The following is a 16,269-nucleotide window of genomic DNA, read 5'->3' as shown; positions in this document are numbered from 1 at the left end:
TGCCGTTCTTTTGATCCGTTCCACGTTGGGAGGATGACCTACCCTGAGCGCGCGGACGAGAAGGAGCGCCCATGACCGACCCGGAGCACCGGGAGCCCGACACCCCCGAGTGGCTACTGTGGCCGATCCGCGTCCTGGCGCTGATCATCGTGCTGCCCGTGCGGTTCGTCTGGGAGCTGCTGGACCGTTGCGTCACGGCCGTCTACCGGCACGTTCTCGTGCCGCTGGGCCGGGCGACCGGCTGGCTGCTGCGCACCCTGCTGGTCGTGCCGGCGCTCTGGCTGGCCCGGCAGGTGCTGCGCTGGCTGATCTTCCCGGTCTGGCGGGTGCTGCGCTGGATCGGCGGCAAGCTCTGGTGGGTGGTCCGCGGGATCCTGGGCGGGGTGATCGCCCTGCTGGCCCTGGTCGGGGTCGGTCTCTGGAGCTATCTCCTGCATCCGCTCTACCGCTGGGTGCTCCGGCCGATCGGCGTCGCCCTCGCCGTGGTGCTCCGGGCCGTCCGGGTCCGGGTGGTCGCGGCGATCCGGGTGGTGTACCGCCGGGTACTCGTCCCGATCGGGCAGGGCATCGCCTGGGCGTGGTGGTTCAGCTACCGCCGGATACTGACCCCGATCGGACACGGGCTCCGCTGGGTGGGACGCCTGACGTACCGCCGGGTGCTCCGGCCGGCCGGCCTCGCGATCGCCGGGAGCGCGCGGGTCACCGGGATCGCCCTGCGCTGGACCTGGCGGCACACGCTGGGACCGGTGTTCGAGGCGGTCGGCGCGGCGGGACGCTGGGTCCGCGCCGAGGTCCTGCGCCCGGCGGGCCGGACCGTGCGTGCCGCGTTGGGTCTGCCGCCCAGCAGCTGACCCGTGTTCCGGAACCCGGACTAGCGCATTTTCGCGACGTACGGTAGTGCGGTCGTTATCACAAGTAACGGCCGGGATCGTGTGCAACAGCACGGCAACCGATGTGAAAAACTTCCGGCATGATCGAGCGGGCGAAACTGGGGCTGGTGGGGTATGGCAGCGGTGGACGGATCTTCCACGCGCCGCTGATCGCCTCGGCGGAGAACGTCGAGTTCGTCGGCGTGGTCACCGGATCCGAGGAGCGGCGCAAGCAGGTCGCCGAGCAGCTGCCGGGCGTCGGCACCTTCGACACGATCGCCGCGCTGGCCGCCGAGGGCGTGCAGGCGGTGGCGATCTCCACGCCCGTGACCACCCACGCCGACCTGGCGCTGGAGGCGATCGCTCTCGGCCTCTCCGTGGTGGTGGACAAGCCGTTCGCGATGGACGCGGAGAGCGCCCGCGAGGTCGTGCGCGCCGCCGACGAGGCCGGCGTCCTGCTCAGTGTGTATCAGAACCGCCGCTGGGACTCCGACTTCCGGACCATCAAGAAGCTGATCGAGAGCGGTCGGCTCGGCACGGTCCGCCGCTTCGAGTCGCGGGTCGAGCGGTGGGCGCCGGACCGGCTGCCGCCCGCGGCCGGCGGTGGCAGCCTGCGCGACTTCGGCTCGCACCTGGTCGACCAGGCGCTGCAGCTCTTCGGGCCGGTCCAGCGGGTCTACGCCGAGATGCGCGGCGAGACCGAGTTCGACGACGACTTCTTCGTGGCCCTGCACCACCTCAGCGGCGTCGAGTCGCACCTCTGGGGCAGCTGGCGCCAGGCCGGTCCGGGCCCGCGCTTCCGGGTCAGCGGCACCGCCGGCACGTTCATCTCCCGCGAGCTGGACGTCCAGGAGGAGATGCTCAAGGCCGGCAAGACCCCGGCCAAGCTGGGCGACCGCTGGGGCGTCGAGCCGGAGCACCGCTGGGGCCACCTGTTCCGCGGCGCGACCGGCGCCCCGGTGGAGAGCGAGCGCGGCCGCTGGGACGAGTTCTACCCGGCCTTCGCGGCGGCGGTCCTCGGCCAGGGCAGGGTCCCGGTCAACCCGGCGGACTCGGTCCGCGCCCTGGAGGTCCTCGACGCGGCCCGCGTCTCCGCGACGACGGGCCGCTCGGTCAGCCTCTGACGGCGGACCGATAGACCGAACCCGTTACCGCCGAAGGCCGGTCCCCTTGTGGACCGGCCTTCATATTTCTCGCGCCACGCGCCCTGCCCGGAACACGGTGCGTTCAAGCCGAATCGGCCGAACCTTCCCAGTATCGCCGTGACCGACACCACGGAATCCATTCAGTCGAACAAATACCGCCAATATGGACGAGCGCTCCAGACCTTAATCATTCCCACTTGATCCTGTGATCCTGCACGTGAGAGCCTCCCTCCTACCTCAAACGAAGTTCACAGACGTTCGTTCGAGGTCACTTTCTATCCAGGTGAAGTTTGTGTGCGAAGTTCCCTTGGCGGGAACGGCTTTCCACGGGGTCCTATCGGTATTCATCGCCGCCCGAGGCGACCGGATTCCATACGCCGGATCGTGGCCTGTTGCGCCGTGCTACACCGGGGCGAACCGGCCGACGGTGAACAACCCGAGTCCACAACTCTGGGCGACATGCACCCATGCCAGTGACACCACGGTGAACGCCGACTTCCAGTACGCCACCCTCGACGGAACCCTGTTGGGAACGGAGTCAGTCACCGATGCACCGATCGGCGAGCCCGTGATCGCCTCGATTCCCAAGGACATCCTGGATCTCGACTCGTCGTATCGGTGGCGGGTACGTGCCCGCGACACCGCCGGCATGCGCACTGCGGACTACTCCGGCTGGTGCGAGTTCACCGTTGCGACCGACGACGAACCGGAGATCGACCCGGCGATCGAGTCCGAGATGAAGGTGCAGGAGGCTGTTGACGATGCTCAGCGGTTCGGTACCGTCACGGTCAAGGCCGCCGACTACTCCGACGGGCGCTGGATCCGCCCCGGTCTCCCCCGGGACGTCTGCGGCGCGGTGGACGGCGCGGCTATTCAGGCGATCGACGACCTCCCGGCGGCCACCGTGGTGACCGCGAGCCCCTCAGCCACTCGCTGAGCCCGGGCGGATAGCCTCGTCAACGACCCGCGCCGTGGCGAGCGAGTCGGCGAAGCCCTCCGGCGAGAGGTCCAGGCCACCCGGGATCCAGGAGATCTCCTGGCTATCGGATTCGGTCATGGCGATCAGGATCTCGTCGGGGGTCAGCCGGGCGGACCGCAGCGCTCGCAGCTCCCCCGTGTTGACACCGGCCGGCAGCGGGCCGTTGCCGAGATCGGTGCCGTAGCGGACGCCACCGCCGTACTCGACGAAGCGCCGCAGGTTGCTCACCGCGATCTCCATGGCCGGGTTCCCCCCATCCCGGCCATGGATGTCGAGGGTGCTGATCCAGCGCATCCGCGCCGCGCAGGCCCGCAGCAGGCGGTCGTCGAGCCGCTCCGTCCAGGGCGTGTGCGCGAGCAGGTCGGCCCCGGATTCCAGGGCGGCCGCCACGGTGCCGGGCCCCTCCGCGTGCACGACCACCGGCAGCCCGGAGGCGTGCGCCGCGTCGACCAGCGCGCGCAGCGTCGGCTGCGGCAGCATCGGGCCGCCGGCGTGCGCGGTCACCTTGATCAGCGTCGCCCCGCCGGACCACGCCTCGGCCACCGCGGCGCCCGCGTCCGCCGCCGACCGCACCTCGCGCCAACTGCCCGCAGCCGCCCAGGAGCGGTCGCTCGGATAGCCGCCCGGCGCGATCAGAAACGGACCGGCATAGCGGATCGCCGGCAGCTCAGACCCGGGCTTCCGGGCCCGGGCCGCAAGTTCTTCCACCTTCTCCGGTACGCCGCCGAGGTCCCACACGGCAGCGATCCCCCCGGCTCGCACCGTGGCCAGGTCCACGAGACCCGAGTGCACGTGGGCGTCGACCAGCCCCGGCAGCAGCGTCCCGGGGAACCGCCGCACCCCACCGGCGGGCGCCAGCTCGGCCGGAACCGGCTTGACCACGCCGTCGGCACCGGCCCGCAGCGCCACACCGCCGCGCATCCGGCCGCCCCACCAGACGGTCTCCGCCGCCAGCCACTCGACCCGCCGGTCCTCCCGCGGATCCGGCCGCCGGGTGACCGTCGGCGCACATCCGTCGGCGGCGGCCGTGCCCCGGCTCTTCGCGAAACAGCCCGCGCCGCCACAGACGCCGGCGCACCCGGCCTCGTCGCTCATGGCCGCCTCTCCGGGAGAGTCTGCTTCTCCGCGAGGTCACGCAGCACCGCGAGGCCCTCGTACACCTCGGTGAAGCTCGTGCTCAACGGCGCCGGGCCGATCCGCAGCCCGTCCGGCCGCCGGTAGTCCGGGATCACCCCGTTCTCCCAGAGCGGCTCCAGCAGCCCCTCGAACCCGGCCCGGCGCAGCGTCACGTGCCCACCCCGCCGCTCCGGGTCGCGCGGCGACACGACCTGGACCCCGAGCGGCGCCAGCCACGCGTCGGCGAGCTCCAGCACGTACCCGGTGAGCAGCAGCGACTTCGCCCGGACCGCGTCGATCCCGGCCGACGCGAGCATGTCCAGGTTGGCGTGGAGCGGGACCATCCCCAGGATCGGCGGCGTTCCGCTCAGCAGCGCCCGCGATCCCGGCGCCGGCTCGTACCCCGGGCCCATCTCGAACGACGCCCGGTGCCCCATCCACCCCCAGATCGGCTGCCGCAGCTCACCCTGCAGGCCGCTCCGCAGGTACGCGAACGCCGGCGCCCCCGGCCCGCCGTTGAGGTACTTGTACGTGCACCCGACCGCGAGGTCCACACCCCACTCGTCGAGCCGGACCGGCACCGAGCCCACCGAATGGCACAGGTCCCAGAACGTCAGCGCCCCCGCCGCATGGGCGATCCGGTTGATCTCCGGTACGTCGGCGAGCCAGCCCGACCGGTACGCGACATGCGAGAAGAGCACCAGTGCGGTGTCCCCGTCCACCGCCGCGGCGACCTGGTCGGGGCGGATCCCGGTCGCCGGGTCGGTCTCGATCCAGACCAGCTCGATCCCGCGCTCGGCCGCGATCCCCTCCAGGACGTACCGGTCGGTGGGGAAGTTGTCGGTGTCCAGCACCACGCGGCGGCGCTCCGGGCGGGCGTCCACCGCGGCCCGGGCCAGCTTGTAGAGCAGCACCGTCGTCGAGTCCGCCACCACGGTCTGGCCGGCCGCCGCGCCGAGCGCCACCGCGCCGAGCCGGTCGCCGAGGGTGGTGGGCCAGTCCAGCCAGCCGTCGGTCCAGCCGCGGATCAGCCGGCCGCCCCACTGGTCGCGGACGAACTCCTCGATCAGCCGGGCGGTGGCCGCGAGCGGGCGGCCCAGCGAGTTGCCGTCCAGGTAGGAGAGCAGGTCGCCGCCGGGCGCGGTGAGGAACTCGTCCCGGTGTCCGCCGAGCGGGTCGGCCGCGTCCAGGTCATGGGCGCGGGCGAGCAGATCGTCGCTCAACGAGGGACTCCGATCTCGGTACGGACGGCGTAGAGCTCCGGGAAGAATGTCAGATCGAGAGCGGCCCTCAGGAACGCCACCCCGCTGGAGCCACCGGTGCCCCGCTTGAACCCGATGGTCCGCTCCACCGTCTTGAGGTGCCGGAACCGCCAGAGCTGGAAGTTCTCCTCCAGGTCGACGAGCTCCTCGCAGGCCTCGTACGCCTCCCAGTGCTGCTCCGCGTTCTCGTAGACGCGCTGGAAGACCGGCACGAGGTCAGGGTGGTACGCGTACGGCTCGGTCACGTCGCGCTGCAGGATCTCCACCGGGACGTCGTGACCGTTGCGGGCCAGCCACTGCAGGAACTCGTCGTAGACGCTCGGCGTGCGCAGCGCGTCCTCCAGCAGGTCCCGCGCCGCCGGCTGGTCGTCGAAGATCGCCAGCATCCGCCGGTCCTTGTTGCCGAGGCGGAACTCGATCGCCCGGTACTGATAACTCTGAAAGCCCGAGGAAGTGCCGAGGAAGCTGCGGAACTGGGCGTACTCGGTCGGGGTCAGGGTGGCCAGCACCGACCACTGCTCGGTCAGGGTGCGCTGGATGTGCTTGACCCGGGCGAGTCCCTTGAGCGCCGGTCTCAGCTCGTCCTTGGCCAGGTGCGCCTGCACGGCGACCAGCTCGTGCAGGATCAGTTTCAGCCAGAGCTCGGACGTCTGGTGCTGCAGGATGAAGAGCAGCTCGTCGTGGTGCTCCGGGGCACTCACCGGGTGCTGCGCGCTCAGGATCTCGTCCAGGTGCAGGTACTCACCGTAGGAGAGATTGACCTTGAAATCCTGGACGATGCCCTCTTCCAGCGGCCGCGTTGCCGACATGGGTCCCACCTCCTGCGGCCCAGCCTAGATCGGCCCCCAGTACGACCAGCGGCCGTCGTGACGGACGAAACGGCTCTTCTCCTCCATCACGCCGGGGGTGCCGCCCTCGCGGTAGTGGGCACGGAACGTCACGGTGCCCTCCGCGTCGAAGAGGCCGCCGCCGCTCGACTCCAGCACCTCGAGGCGGGTCCAGCGCAGTCCGGGGTCATCGTCGATCCGGGCGGGCCGCGTCTGCGGATGCCAGGTGGCCAGCACGTAGTCGGCCCTGTTCAGGGCGAACGCGCTGAAGCGCGACCGCATCAGGGCTTCCGGGTCCGCCGCCGGCTTCCCGTCGTGCAGGTCCTTACAGCATTTCTCGTACGCGTCACGGGCACAGGGGCACGCGGAAGAGGCGGACGGTGACACACGCCTGCGGGAAGCCATGTGCCCATCCTGGACTACCCCGCCTGTTGCTCCACGACGATCCCACTGATCACCTTCTGGCACCGGTCCAGCTCTTCGATCAGGCTCTGCATCTCCTCGATGGAGGAGACCGCGTTCTGGGTGTCCGCGCGGATCCCGCCGACCTGGGTGCCGATCTCGTTGGTCGCGGTCGCGGTCTCGTTCGCCAGGTCCTTGACCTCGCTCGCCACCACGGCGAAGCCCCGTCCCGCCTCGCCGGCCCGGGCCGCCTCGATGGTGGCGTTCAGCGCGAGCAGGTTGGTCTGCTTGGCGATGGTCGCGATCAGCTGGACCACCTTGCCGATCTCGGTGCCCTTCGCCTCCAGGCGCTGGATCACCTGTACCGCGGTCTCCGCCGCGTGCACGGCGGCCTGGGTAGCCGTCGCCATGTCGTTGCTGACGTTCGCCAACCGGTGCACGGAGTCCCGCTGGCGGTCCTGCGCGCCCCGTCCGGACTGCCCGCTCTCCTGCTGTGACCAGTCCTGGTCCTCCCCGGACGACCAGCTGTCGTTCTGCTCCCAGTCGGTCATGTCGTGGCGTTCCCTTTCTCACCGGTAGCCCCAACATCCCATCCCGCATACCGGCACCGGGCGGTTTTCGCCCGATCCACGCCCTCCGGTCCCGGTTCTGGCGGGTGCTCATCGGTGCCCCGGTCGGAGCCCGGCACCCCTGACCCCGCTGGTCGATTCCGGCGGGATCGTCGTCGCCAGCGGGGTAGCGGGGTGAGCGTTCTCGGTCACGGTCCGGGTTGGGGGTTATCCACAGCCGGGGTTTGTCCACAGGGCCCCGGGCCAAGATCACTGTTATGTGCCACTGTTCCGTTAGGGATGGGGGTTTCCCCCGGTCGGGGTGGGCCCCGGCTGGCCGGACTTGATCAACATTTAATGATCAACTACGGGGATGATCTTGGTGGCTGGTGCTCAGGGGTGTGTCGGCGGGCTGGAGTGACCCGTGAGCGCCAGCTTTCCCGGCGCGGCTGGCGTTCACGGGTCACTCGGAGCGCCCGAGACACCCCGGATCGCCAGCCGACCGGCCCGAGACACCCCGGATCGCCAGCCGACCGGCCGAGGCACCCCGGATCGCCAGGCAGAACAGCGAGACGCGCCGCGGCCCCGGCCGGGCACGCGGGTCGCGGCGGGGAGAGCTCAGCGCTTGCCGAGGCAGGCCAGCACGTGGCCGTCGTCGGGGGAGAGTATCGGCAGATAGAAGCGGCCCCGCGTGTCACCGAGGCCGTGCACCAGCCCGACCTGCTCGTCGCCGGCCACCGCGAGCGCCCGCAGGAAGAGGTTCCACCCGGCGATGGTGTCGCGCACCTCGCGGGGACCCTGGTACCGGCAGTGGTAGGAGGACATGATCTCGCCGGCCGGCGACCAGCTCACCGAGAAGCTGGCCTGCTCCTTCGGCGTGAGGAAGTCCCGCAGCCCGGCCGCCGCCTCACCGTCGTAGCCCCGCGCCAGTCCCGCCAGCACGGCCCCACTCACCCGGCTGGTCCCGCCGGTCATCCCCGCGGTCAGCCACGACACCTCGACGTCCACGATCGGATGTTAACGCTAACGTCCGCAGTGGACGATCCCCCTTTCGACCCGTCCACCGAGATCAACAGGGGATGGAGAAAGGCACCCGCCGCGCGGACGCGACGGGTGCCGGACGGGCAGGACGGACGAAGCGGGTACGGGCGGTCAGGCCGCTGGGATGATCACCGGGCGCGGGGCCCCGACCTCCGGGTCCACCTCGTACATGCGGGCCTCGGAGAGGTCGAAGTACATGCCGGTCAGCCGGAGACGGCCCTCCGACTCGGCGGCCCGGACGGACGGGTACGTCCGCAGATTCGCCAGCTGCCGCACCACGTTGTCGGCACAGCACTTCTCCTCGTCGGAGGGGTCGGTGAACCGTACGCCGGAGAGCGTCAGCCAGTCACCCAGGCTCGAACCCGGCGAGGCGGCGTCGCTGATCAGCGCCCGCACCGCGCCGCAGCCGGAGTGGCCGCAGACGGTGATGGTGTTGACCCCGAGCACCTCGACCGCGTACTCGATCGACGCGCCGACCGAGGCGTCACCGGCACCGTACGGTGGCACGATGTTGCCGACGTTGCGCACGCAGAAGAGGTCACCCGGCCCGCTGCCGGTGATCAGGTTCGGCACCAGGCGGGAGTCCGCGCAGGTGATGAAGAGCTGCTGCGGGAACTGACCGTCCCGGGCCAGGTCGGCCAGGTGCGGCCGGACCAGCGGCGCGACCGTACGCTCGAACTCCGCGATGCCCGCGGCCATCGCGTCCCGGCGCTGATGGTCCATGTCCTGCCAGCGGGACCAGGAGCCGAGCAGCCGCGGGGTGCTCTTCCCGCCGCCGAGCCGGCCCGAGGTGGCCCGGCTGAACCACGAGTCGTGCACCTCGCGGATCCGGACCCGGCCACCCGCCTTGGTGTACGCGGTCTCCCAGGCCTTGATGGTCTCGAAGGCGCCGTGGTCCAGGTAGTCCAGGTGCAGCTCGACGTCGACGTCGACGTTCGGCGGCAGCGCGCCGAACTCCTTGGTGAGCCGGGCCGACTCGATGAACGCGAGCGTCCCGCTGATGGTGACCAGCCAGTCGCCGGGCGCCCGCTGCACGGTACGGATCTCGCACCGGGTGAGCCGCCAGAGGATCAGCACCGCGGCGGTGACCATGCCGAGGGCCACGCCGGTGAGCAGGTCCACGGCGACCACGCCGACCGCGGTGACCAGGTAGGTGGGGAACTCGCCGTGCCGGAGGTACGTCTTGATCTGGGCGAGGCTGACCAGCTTCAACCCGACCACGATCAGTACCGCGGCGAGCACCGCCATCGGAATGGTCTCCAGGAGGCCGGCGCAGAGCAGCACGAACGCCGCCACCCACACGCCGTGCAGGATCGCCGACCACCGCGTTTTCGCGCCGGCCGCCACGTTGGTCGAGCTGCGGACGATCACGCCGGTCACCGGCAGGCCGCCGAGCAGGCCGGAGACGGTGTTCGCGGCGCCCTGCGCGACCAGCTCCTTGTTGAGCTGGGCCCGCGGCCCGTCGTGCATCCGGTCCACGGCGACGGCCGAGAGCAGCGACTCCACGCTGGCGACCAGCGCGATGGTGAGCACCGCGACGGTGATCTTGTGGATCGGCGCGTCCGGCCAGACCGGGGTGACCAGGTCGGCGAGCGGCTCGGCGGGCAGGTCCACCCGGACCACCTCGGCACCGGTCACCCAGGCCAGCGCGGTCACGCCGACCACCGCCACCAGTGCCGCGGGCAGCACCGAGATCTTCACGACCCGCGGCCAGAGCAGGAGTATCCCCACGGTGAGCAGGCCGAGCATCGCGGAGAGACCGTGGTTGTGCACGATCTGTCCGGGGAGTTCCCTGAGGTTCTCCCAGGCGGAGCTCTGCGGTCTCCCGCCGAGCAGGACGTGAACCTGGCTCAGCGCGATGACCACTCCGATGCCCGCCAGCATGCCGTGCACGACGGCGGGCGAGAGGGCCAGGGCGGCGCGTCCCAGACGGGAGACGCCGAGCAGGATCTGGACGATTCCGGCGACGGCCACGATCGCGGCGGTACCGGCGAAACCGAAGTCCGCCACGGCACCGGCCACGATCACGGTCAGACCGGCGGCCGGGCCGCTGACCTGGAGCGGAGCGCCACCTAGCGCGCCCGCGACGATGCCGCCGACAACCGCGGCGACCAACCCCGCCAAGAGCGGGGCCCCGGACGCCGCGGCGATGCCGAGCGACAACGGGATGGCGATCAGAAACACGACGATGGACGCCGGCAAGTCCCGGCGCAACAACTGCGTCAAGTCGGACATTAGGTAAAAATACCCAATTTCCGTTAACCACGTATTAGGAGACGCGCACTTCCAGGTAAAACACAGCAATATGCCGCCGATTTCCCAGGAAATGGGAGAAAAACGCACACCGTGTGCGTCGTCGCGGAAAAACTGCTTCAGAAACGAGAAAAGGGCCTCGCGGCCCTTTTCTTCGATGAAATACCGGGGTTACGCCTTCCAGACGTCCTGGTTCGCCTCGTACATCTCGCGAAGGATGGCCGGCACGTCGTAGGTGAGCTTCCACTCGGGGTAGTGCTCCTCGAACCGCGCGGTGCTGCTGACCCACCACTGGTGGTCGCCCACCCGGTTCTCGTCGACGTATTCGGTACGCGCCTCGATGCCGGTGATCTCGGAGGCGATGCTGAACGCCTCCAGCACGCTGCAGTGCGAATGACGGCCGCCGCCCATGTTGTAGATCTCGGCGACCCGCGGCGCTTTCTGGAACGCCTCGAAAGCGGAGACCAGGTCGTGCGAGTGGATCGCGTCCCGGATCTGCTTGCCCTTATATCCGTAGATCTTGTAGAGCCGGCCCTCCATCACGCAGCGCATCACGTACGCCAGGAAGCCGTGCAGTTCCGCCGCGGAGTGACCCGGACCGGTCAGCGTGCCGCCCCGGAAGACCGCGGTGGGCATGTCGAAGTACCGGCCGTACTCCTGGACCATCACGTCGGCGGCCACCTTGCTGGCACCGAAGATCGAGTGCAGGCTGTTGTCGATCGACATGGTCTCGTCGATACCGTCGAACCACCGGTGGTCCTCCGGCAGCTCCCACCGCGTCTCCTTCTCGATCAGCGGCAGGGAGTTCGGCGTGTCGCCGTACACCTTGTTGGTCGAGGTGAAGATGAACGGGGCCTCGCTCGCGTGCCGGCGGGCCGCCTCCAGCATGTTCAGCGTGCCGACCGCGTTGACGTCGAAGTCGGTGAACGGCTCGCGCGCGGCCCAGTCGTGGCTCGGCTGCGCGGCGGCGTGGATCACCAGCCCGATGTTCTTCCCGTACTCGGCGAAGAGCCGGCCGAGACCCTCCCGGTCGCGGATGTCCAGGGAGTAGTGCGTGTACTTCGGGCCGATCTCGGTGGTCAGCCGCTCCAGGTTCCACTTCGTGGAACCGTCGGCCCCGAAGAAGTAGCCACGCATGTCGTTGTCGATGCCGATCACGTCCATGCCGAGCCCGGCGAAGTGCCGGACCGACTCGGATCCGATCAGGCCGGCCGAGCCGGTGATGACGACGACGCTGCTCATCAGGACCTCCGCGGGGGTGTGGGCGCCAGTGCCCGAGGTTACCGGTACGGGACACCGCCCCCTCGGGCCGGTCGGAGTGTAGTGATCGTCATGCTTGACCGGAGCGTGAAACGGGCACGTCACGGGTTCGCCACATCAGGTGGGAAGAGTCCGGCGGACACGGACTTGCCGGACTACACGCAGAGGCGGTCTCGATGACGGAGTCCCTCCAGGCCCCGAATCCCCACATCCCCGGACATGACGGCCTCACCCTCGGTGTCGAGGAGGAGCTGCACGTGGTCGACCTCGCCACCCGGGAGCTCGTACCGAACGCGCCGGACGTACTGGACCGGCTCGATCCGCAACACTTCTCGGCCGAACTGCACCGCTCGGTGGTCGAGACGAACACCCCGGTCGCCACCACCCTGGACGACCTGCGCGCGGGCATCGTGTCCCGCCGCCGGACCGCGGTCGGCGTGGCGGAGGGCCTCGGGCTCGGCCTGGTCGCGGCCGGCACGGTGCCGCTGGTCGACGCGGACGCGCTGCACGTCACCCCGACCTCGCGGTACCGGCGGATGCTGCAGGAGTACCAGATGCTGGTCCGGGAGCAGCTGATCTGCGGCGCCCAGGTGCACGTCGGCGTGCCGGACCGGGACGAGGCGGTCGCGGTGGCCCAGCGGGTGACGCCCGCGCTACCGGTGCTGCTCGCGCTCTCGGCCAGCTCGCCGTTCTGGATGGGCGAGGACTCCGGGTACGCCAGTGTCCGCTCGCTGGTCTGGCTGCGCTGGCCGACCGCCGGGGACAGCGGGGTACTGCGCAGCGCCGCCGAGCACGACGCGCTGGTCAGCGACCTGATCGCGTCCGGCACGATCAGCGACCCGAAGATGGTCTACTTCGACGTCCGGCCCTCGGCACACGTGCCGACGGTGGAGCTGCGGGTCACCGACGCCTGCCCGGACGTGGACACCGTGGTGCTGCTCGCCGGGCTCTTCCGTGCCCTGGTGCTGCGCGCCCGCGAGGAGCACCGCGCCGGGCTCCCGCTGCCCGATCCCCGGCCGCCGCTGCACCGGGCCGCGATGTGGCGGGCCGCCCGGTCCGGGCTGGAGGGCGACCTGCTCGACCTGCCCCGCGCGCCGATCCCGGTGCCGGCCACGACCGCCGTCGAGCACCTGGTCGGTGAGCTGCGGCCGTACCTGGAAGAACTCGGCGACTGGGAGCAGGTCTTCGATCTCTCGGCCCGCGCGCTCAGCCGGGGCAGCGCGGCCTCCCGTCAGCGGCGTGCGCTGGCACGCCGTGGCCGCCTCTCCGACGTCGTGGACCAGCTGATCGCGGAGACCCGCGGTGGCGCGGCGGCGGTGGGCCCGGCGGGGACTTCCGCTCCCTCCCGGCTTCTCCCGTACGCCGCCGACGGCGACGAGGCCTTCCCCGGCTGCACGGTCGCCCCGGAGTACACCGGCATCCTGCCCGTCCTCTCCGCGCTCGGCGCTCCGGGCCTGCGGCAGCGGGAGGACGCCAGGGACGAGGAGCAGCGGGCCAACGGCGTCACGTTCAGCGTCGCCGGCGAGGCGGCCACCCGGCTCTTCCCGTTCGACCTGGTGCCCCGGATCGTCCCGGCCGAGGACTGGCGGAGACTCGATGCCGGGCTGATCCAACGGGTCCGGGCGCTCGACGCGTTCGTCAACGACGTCTACGACGAGCGGCGGGTGGTCGCCGACGGGATCGTCCCGGAGTGGGTGATCGACGGCTCGCCGGAGCTGCGGGCCAGCGGCGCCCTGGTCCGCCGTCCGGGCGTCCGCGCCCAGGTGGCCGGGGTGGACCTGGTCCGGGACGGCGACGGGAACTGGTGCGTGCTGGAGGACAACCTGCGGGTGCCGTCCGGTATCGCGTACGCCATGCAGAACCGCCGCCTCACCGAGACCGTCCTCCCCGAGCTGCCGCAACCGCGGGGCCTGATCCCGGTGACCGGCACGCCGGCGCTGCTCAAGGAGGCGCTGCTGGCCGCCGCCGGACCGGCCGCCGGGGACGATCCGGCGGTGGTGGTGCTCAGCCAGGGACCGGACGACTCGGCCTGGTTCGAGCACCGGATGCTGGCCGAGGCGATGGGCGTGCCGGTGGTACGCAGCGTCGACCTCTTCGTCGACGACGGGCGCGTGTACCGGCTCACCGGCGGCAAACGGCACCCGGTCGACGTGATCTACCTGCGGATGGGCGAGGACAGCCTGGTCCACTCCCCCGGCGCGGACGGCATGCCGCTGGGCCCGAGCCTGGTCGCGGCGCTGCACGCGGACACCGTCACGCTGGCCAACGCGCTCGGCAACGGGATCGGCGACGACAAGGCCGTGTACGCGTACGTCCCGCGGCTGATCGAGTACTACCTGAACGAGAAGCCGCTCCTCGCCGACGTGCCGACCTACCTCTGCGGACTGCCGGAGCAGCGGGCCGAGGTGCTCGCCCGCCTGGACGAGCTGGTCTGCAAGCCGGTGGACGGGTACGGCGGGGACCGGATCGTGATCGGCCCGCACGCCACCGCCGACGAGCTGGACGCGCTGCGCCGGCAGATCCGGACCGCGCCGCACCGCTGGGTGGCCCAGGAGCTGGTCCAGCTCTCCACCCACCCGGTCTTCGACGGGCACCAGCTCGCGCCCCGGCACGTCGACCTGCGCGCGTTCGTCTTCACCGGCACCCGCTCGGTGGTCGCGCCCGCCGCGCTCACCCGGGTCGCCCCGGCCGGAAGCATGATCGTCAATTCCTCACGCGGCGGTGGCTCCAAGGACACCTGGCTGCTCGATCACTAGGAGGTTTCTTCATGTGCGGAATCGCCGGAGAACTCAATTACCTCAACCGGGGGTACGGCGACCGACCCGCAGACACCGAGGCGCTCCGGCGGATGCTGCCCTGCCTGGAGACGCGCGGCCCGGACGGCGAGGGCGTCTGGGAGCACGGCCGGATCGCGTTCGGCCACCGCCGCTTGAAGATCATCGACCTGAGCGAGAACGGCCGGCAGCCGATGACCGACGCCGTGCTCGGGCTGACCGTGGTCTTCAACGGCTGCATCTACAACTACCGGCAACTGCGAGAAGAGCTCTCCGGGTACGGCTACACGTTCGCCTCCGCATCGGACACCGAGGTGATCCTGAAGGCGTACCACCGCTGGGGTGCGGACTGCGTCACCCGGTTCCACGGGATGTTCGCCTTCGCGATCGCCGAGCACGACACCGGGACCGTCACGCTCGCCCGGGACCGGCTCGGGATCAAACCGCTCTACCTGGCCGAGACGCCGGGGCGGCTGCGGTTCGCCTCGACGCTGCCCGCCCTGCTCGCGGCCGGCGGGGTGGACACCTCGATCGACCCGGTGGCGCTGCAGTACTACATGACCTTCCACTCGGTGGTGCCGGCGCCGCGCACCATCGTGGCCGGGATCCGGAAACTGCCGCCGGCCACGGTACGGGTGGTCACGGCGGACGGCGCGTCGACCGAGCGGACCTATTGGGAGGCGGGTTTCGGGCGTACCGGGGAAGACGCTCCTGACGTGTGGGCGGAACGGGTGCGGGACGGGCTCCGGGTCGCGGTGGAACGGCGGATGGTCGCGGACGTGCCGGTCGGCGTGCTGCTCTCCGGCGGCCTGGACTCCAGCTTCATCGTGGCGCTACTGGCCGAGCGGGGGCAGCGGGGGCTGAGCACGTTCAGCATCGGGTTCGAGTCGGGCGGCGGCGAGAGCGGGGACGAATTCGTCTACTCGGACCTGATCGCCAAGGAGTTCGACACCGAGCACCACCAGATCAGAATCGGACGGGATCGTTTCCTGCCCGCCGTGGACGCGACCGTGGCGGCGATGAGCGAGCCGATGGTGAGCCACGACTGCGTCGCCTTCCACCTCCTCAGCGAGGAGGTGGCGAAACACGTCACGGTCGTCCAGTCGGGGCAGGGTGCGGACGAGATCCTCGCCGGTTACAGCTGGTACCCGCCGCTCGCCGGGGTGCCCCGCGATCGGGCCGCGACGGCGTACCGGAAAGAGTTCTTCGATCGGCCTTTCACCTCGCTGAAAGAACAGCTCAACCCGGCCTGGATGCTCGATGATGATCACGCGCGGTCATTCGTGGAGGCGAACTTCGCGCGGCCCGGAGCCGAGACCGCCGTCGACGCGGCGCTGCGGCTGGACTCGCAGGTGATGCTGGTCGACGATCCGGTCAAACGGGTCGACAACATGACTATGGCGTGGGGGCTGGAGGCGCGCGTACCCTTCCTCGATCACGAGCTGGTGGAGCTCGCGGCGGCCTGCCCGCCGGGGGTGAAACTCGCCCACGGCGGCAAGGGGGTGCTCAAGGACGCCGCCCGTGGCCTGGTGCCGGACGAGGTGATCGACCGGACCAAGGGCTACTTCCCGGTGCCCGGCATCCGGCACCTGGAGGGCCCGATGCTGGCGAAGGTGCGCGACGCGCTGCTGGCGCCGGAGGCCCGTGCCCGCGGGCTGTTCCGGACCGAGTACGTCGACGCGCTGCTCGCCGACCCGAACACCCCGCGCACCACGCTCGGGGCGAACCAGTTGTGGCAGCTCGCGCTCCTGGAGATGTGGCTGCAGACGCACAAGATCTAGGTCCTAGGGGGT

13 protein-coding genes are annotated in these 16,269 nt (G+C 70.6%); 5 read left to right on the top strand and 8 right to left on the bottom strand.

Annotation, left to right across the window (positions count from 1 at the left end):
* Nucleotides 1–71: 71 nt before the first annotated feature.
* The 3 genes from AB0M08_RS03920 to AB0M08_RS03910 all read left to right on the top strand — a co-directional run bounded on the left by AB0M08_RS03920 (nt 72) and on the right by AB0M08_RS03910 (nt 2,951).
* Nucleotides 72–851: a hypothetical protein gene (locus tag AB0M08_RS03920; protein WP_364487925.1), complete on the top strand. Its 780-nt coding sequence runs from the start codon at nt 72–74 to the stop codon at nt 849–851.
* A 119-nt stretch (nt 852–970) separates the two neighbouring features.
* On the top strand, nt 971–1,993 hold the full coding sequence (locus AB0M08_RS03915) for a Gfo/Idh/MocA family oxidoreductase (protein WP_364487922.1): 1,023 nt from the start codon (nt 971–973) through the stop codon (nt 1,991–1,993).
* Nucleotides 1,994–2,498: 505 nt separating this feature from the next.
* The gene (locus AB0M08_RS03910; RefSeq protein WP_364487920.1) at nt 2,499–2,951 is read left to right on the top strand and encodes a hypothetical protein; all 453 of its coding nucleotides are present in this window, start codon (nt 2,499–2,501) and stop codon (nt 2,949–2,951) included.
* On the opposite strand, the gene AB0M08_RS03905 is transcribed toward AB0M08_RS03910, so the two are convergent.
* From AB0M08_RS03905 to AB0M08_RS03870, 8 genes are all read right to left on the bottom strand, one after another.
* A complete protein-coding gene (locus tag AB0M08_RS03905; RefSeq protein WP_364487917.1) occupies nt 2,937–4,088 on the bottom strand; it encodes an amidohydrolase in 1,152 nt (383 codons plus the stop codon). The two genes, AB0M08_RS03910 and AB0M08_RS03905, sit on opposite strands and share 15 nt — an antisense overlap.
* On the bottom strand, nt 4,085–5,332 hold the full coding sequence (gene kynU, locus AB0M08_RS03900) for a kynureninase (protein ID WP_364487914.1): 1,248 nt from the start codon (nt 5,330–5,332) through the stop codon (nt 4,085–4,087). Before kynU ends, AB0M08_RS03905 begins: the two co-directional genes overlap by 4 nt.
* Complete coding sequence (gene kynA / locus AB0M08_RS03895) at nt 5,329–6,180, bottom strand: tryptophan 2,3-dioxygenase (protein ID WP_364487912.1); 852 nt, start codon at nt 6,178–6,180, stop codon at nt 5,329–5,331. The genes kynU and kynA overlap by 4 nt, the downstream gene beginning before the upstream one ends.
* A gap of 24 nt (nt 6,181–6,204) precedes the next feature.
* Nucleotides 6,205–6,519, bottom strand: coding sequence for a YchJ family metal-binding protein (locus AB0M08_RS03890; protein WP_364488039.1), 315 nt, complete (start codon nt 6,517–6,519; stop codon nt 6,205–6,207).
* 98 nt (nt 6,520–6,617) lie between these two features.
* Nucleotides 6,618–7,151 (bottom strand): methyl-accepting chemotaxis protein, encoded by a 534-nt coding sequence (locus AB0M08_RS03885; protein WP_364487909.1) that lies wholly within the window; start codon nt 7,149–7,151, stop codon nt 6,618–6,620.
* A 615-nt stretch (nt 7,152–7,766) separates the two neighbouring features.
* Complete coding sequence (locus AB0M08_RS03880) at nt 7,767–8,156, bottom strand: hypothetical protein (RefSeq protein ID WP_364487906.1); 390 nt, start codon at nt 8,154–8,156, stop codon at nt 7,767–7,769.
* 144 nt (nt 8,157–8,300) lie between these two features.
* Nucleotides 8,301–10,424: a bifunctional SulP family inorganic anion transporter/carbonic anhydrase gene (locus AB0M08_RS03875; RefSeq protein WP_364487904.1), complete on the bottom strand. Its 2,124-nt coding sequence runs from the start codon at nt 10,422–10,424 to the stop codon at nt 8,301–8,303.
* A gap of 189 nt (nt 10,425–10,613) precedes the next feature.
* Nucleotides 10,614–11,684: an NAD-dependent epimerase/dehydratase family protein gene (locus AB0M08_RS03870; RefSeq protein ID WP_364487901.1), complete on the bottom strand. Its 1,071-nt coding sequence runs from the start codon at nt 11,682–11,684 to the stop codon at nt 10,614–10,616.
* A gap of 194 nt (nt 11,685–11,878) precedes the next feature.
* On the opposite strand from AB0M08_RS03870, the gene AB0M08_RS03865 reads away from it, so the two are divergent.
* Together AB0M08_RS03865 and AB0M08_RS03860 are read left to right on the top strand one after the other, a co-directional pair.
* Entirely contained in the window at nt 11,879–14,458 is a 2,580-nt protein-coding gene (locus tag AB0M08_RS03865) for a carboxylate--amine ligase/circularly permuted type 2 ATP-grasp protein (RefSeq protein WP_364487898.1), read from the top strand.
* An 11-nt stretch (nt 14,459–14,469) separates the two neighbouring features.
* Nucleotides 14,470–16,257: an N-acetylglutaminylglutamine amidotransferase gene (locus AB0M08_RS03860; RefSeq protein ID WP_364487895.1), complete on the top strand. Its 1,788-nt coding sequence runs from the start codon at nt 14,470–14,472 to the stop codon at nt 16,255–16,257.
* Nucleotides 16,258–16,269: the final 12 nt, after the last annotated feature.

It is taken from the genome of Actinoplanes sp. NPDC051851 (genome assembly GCF_040681165.1).
Lineage (GTDB): Bacteria > Actinomycetota > Actinomycetes > Mycobacteriales > Micromonosporaceae > Actinoplanes.
This window is presented reverse-complemented; position numbering and strand designations above follow the sequence as displayed.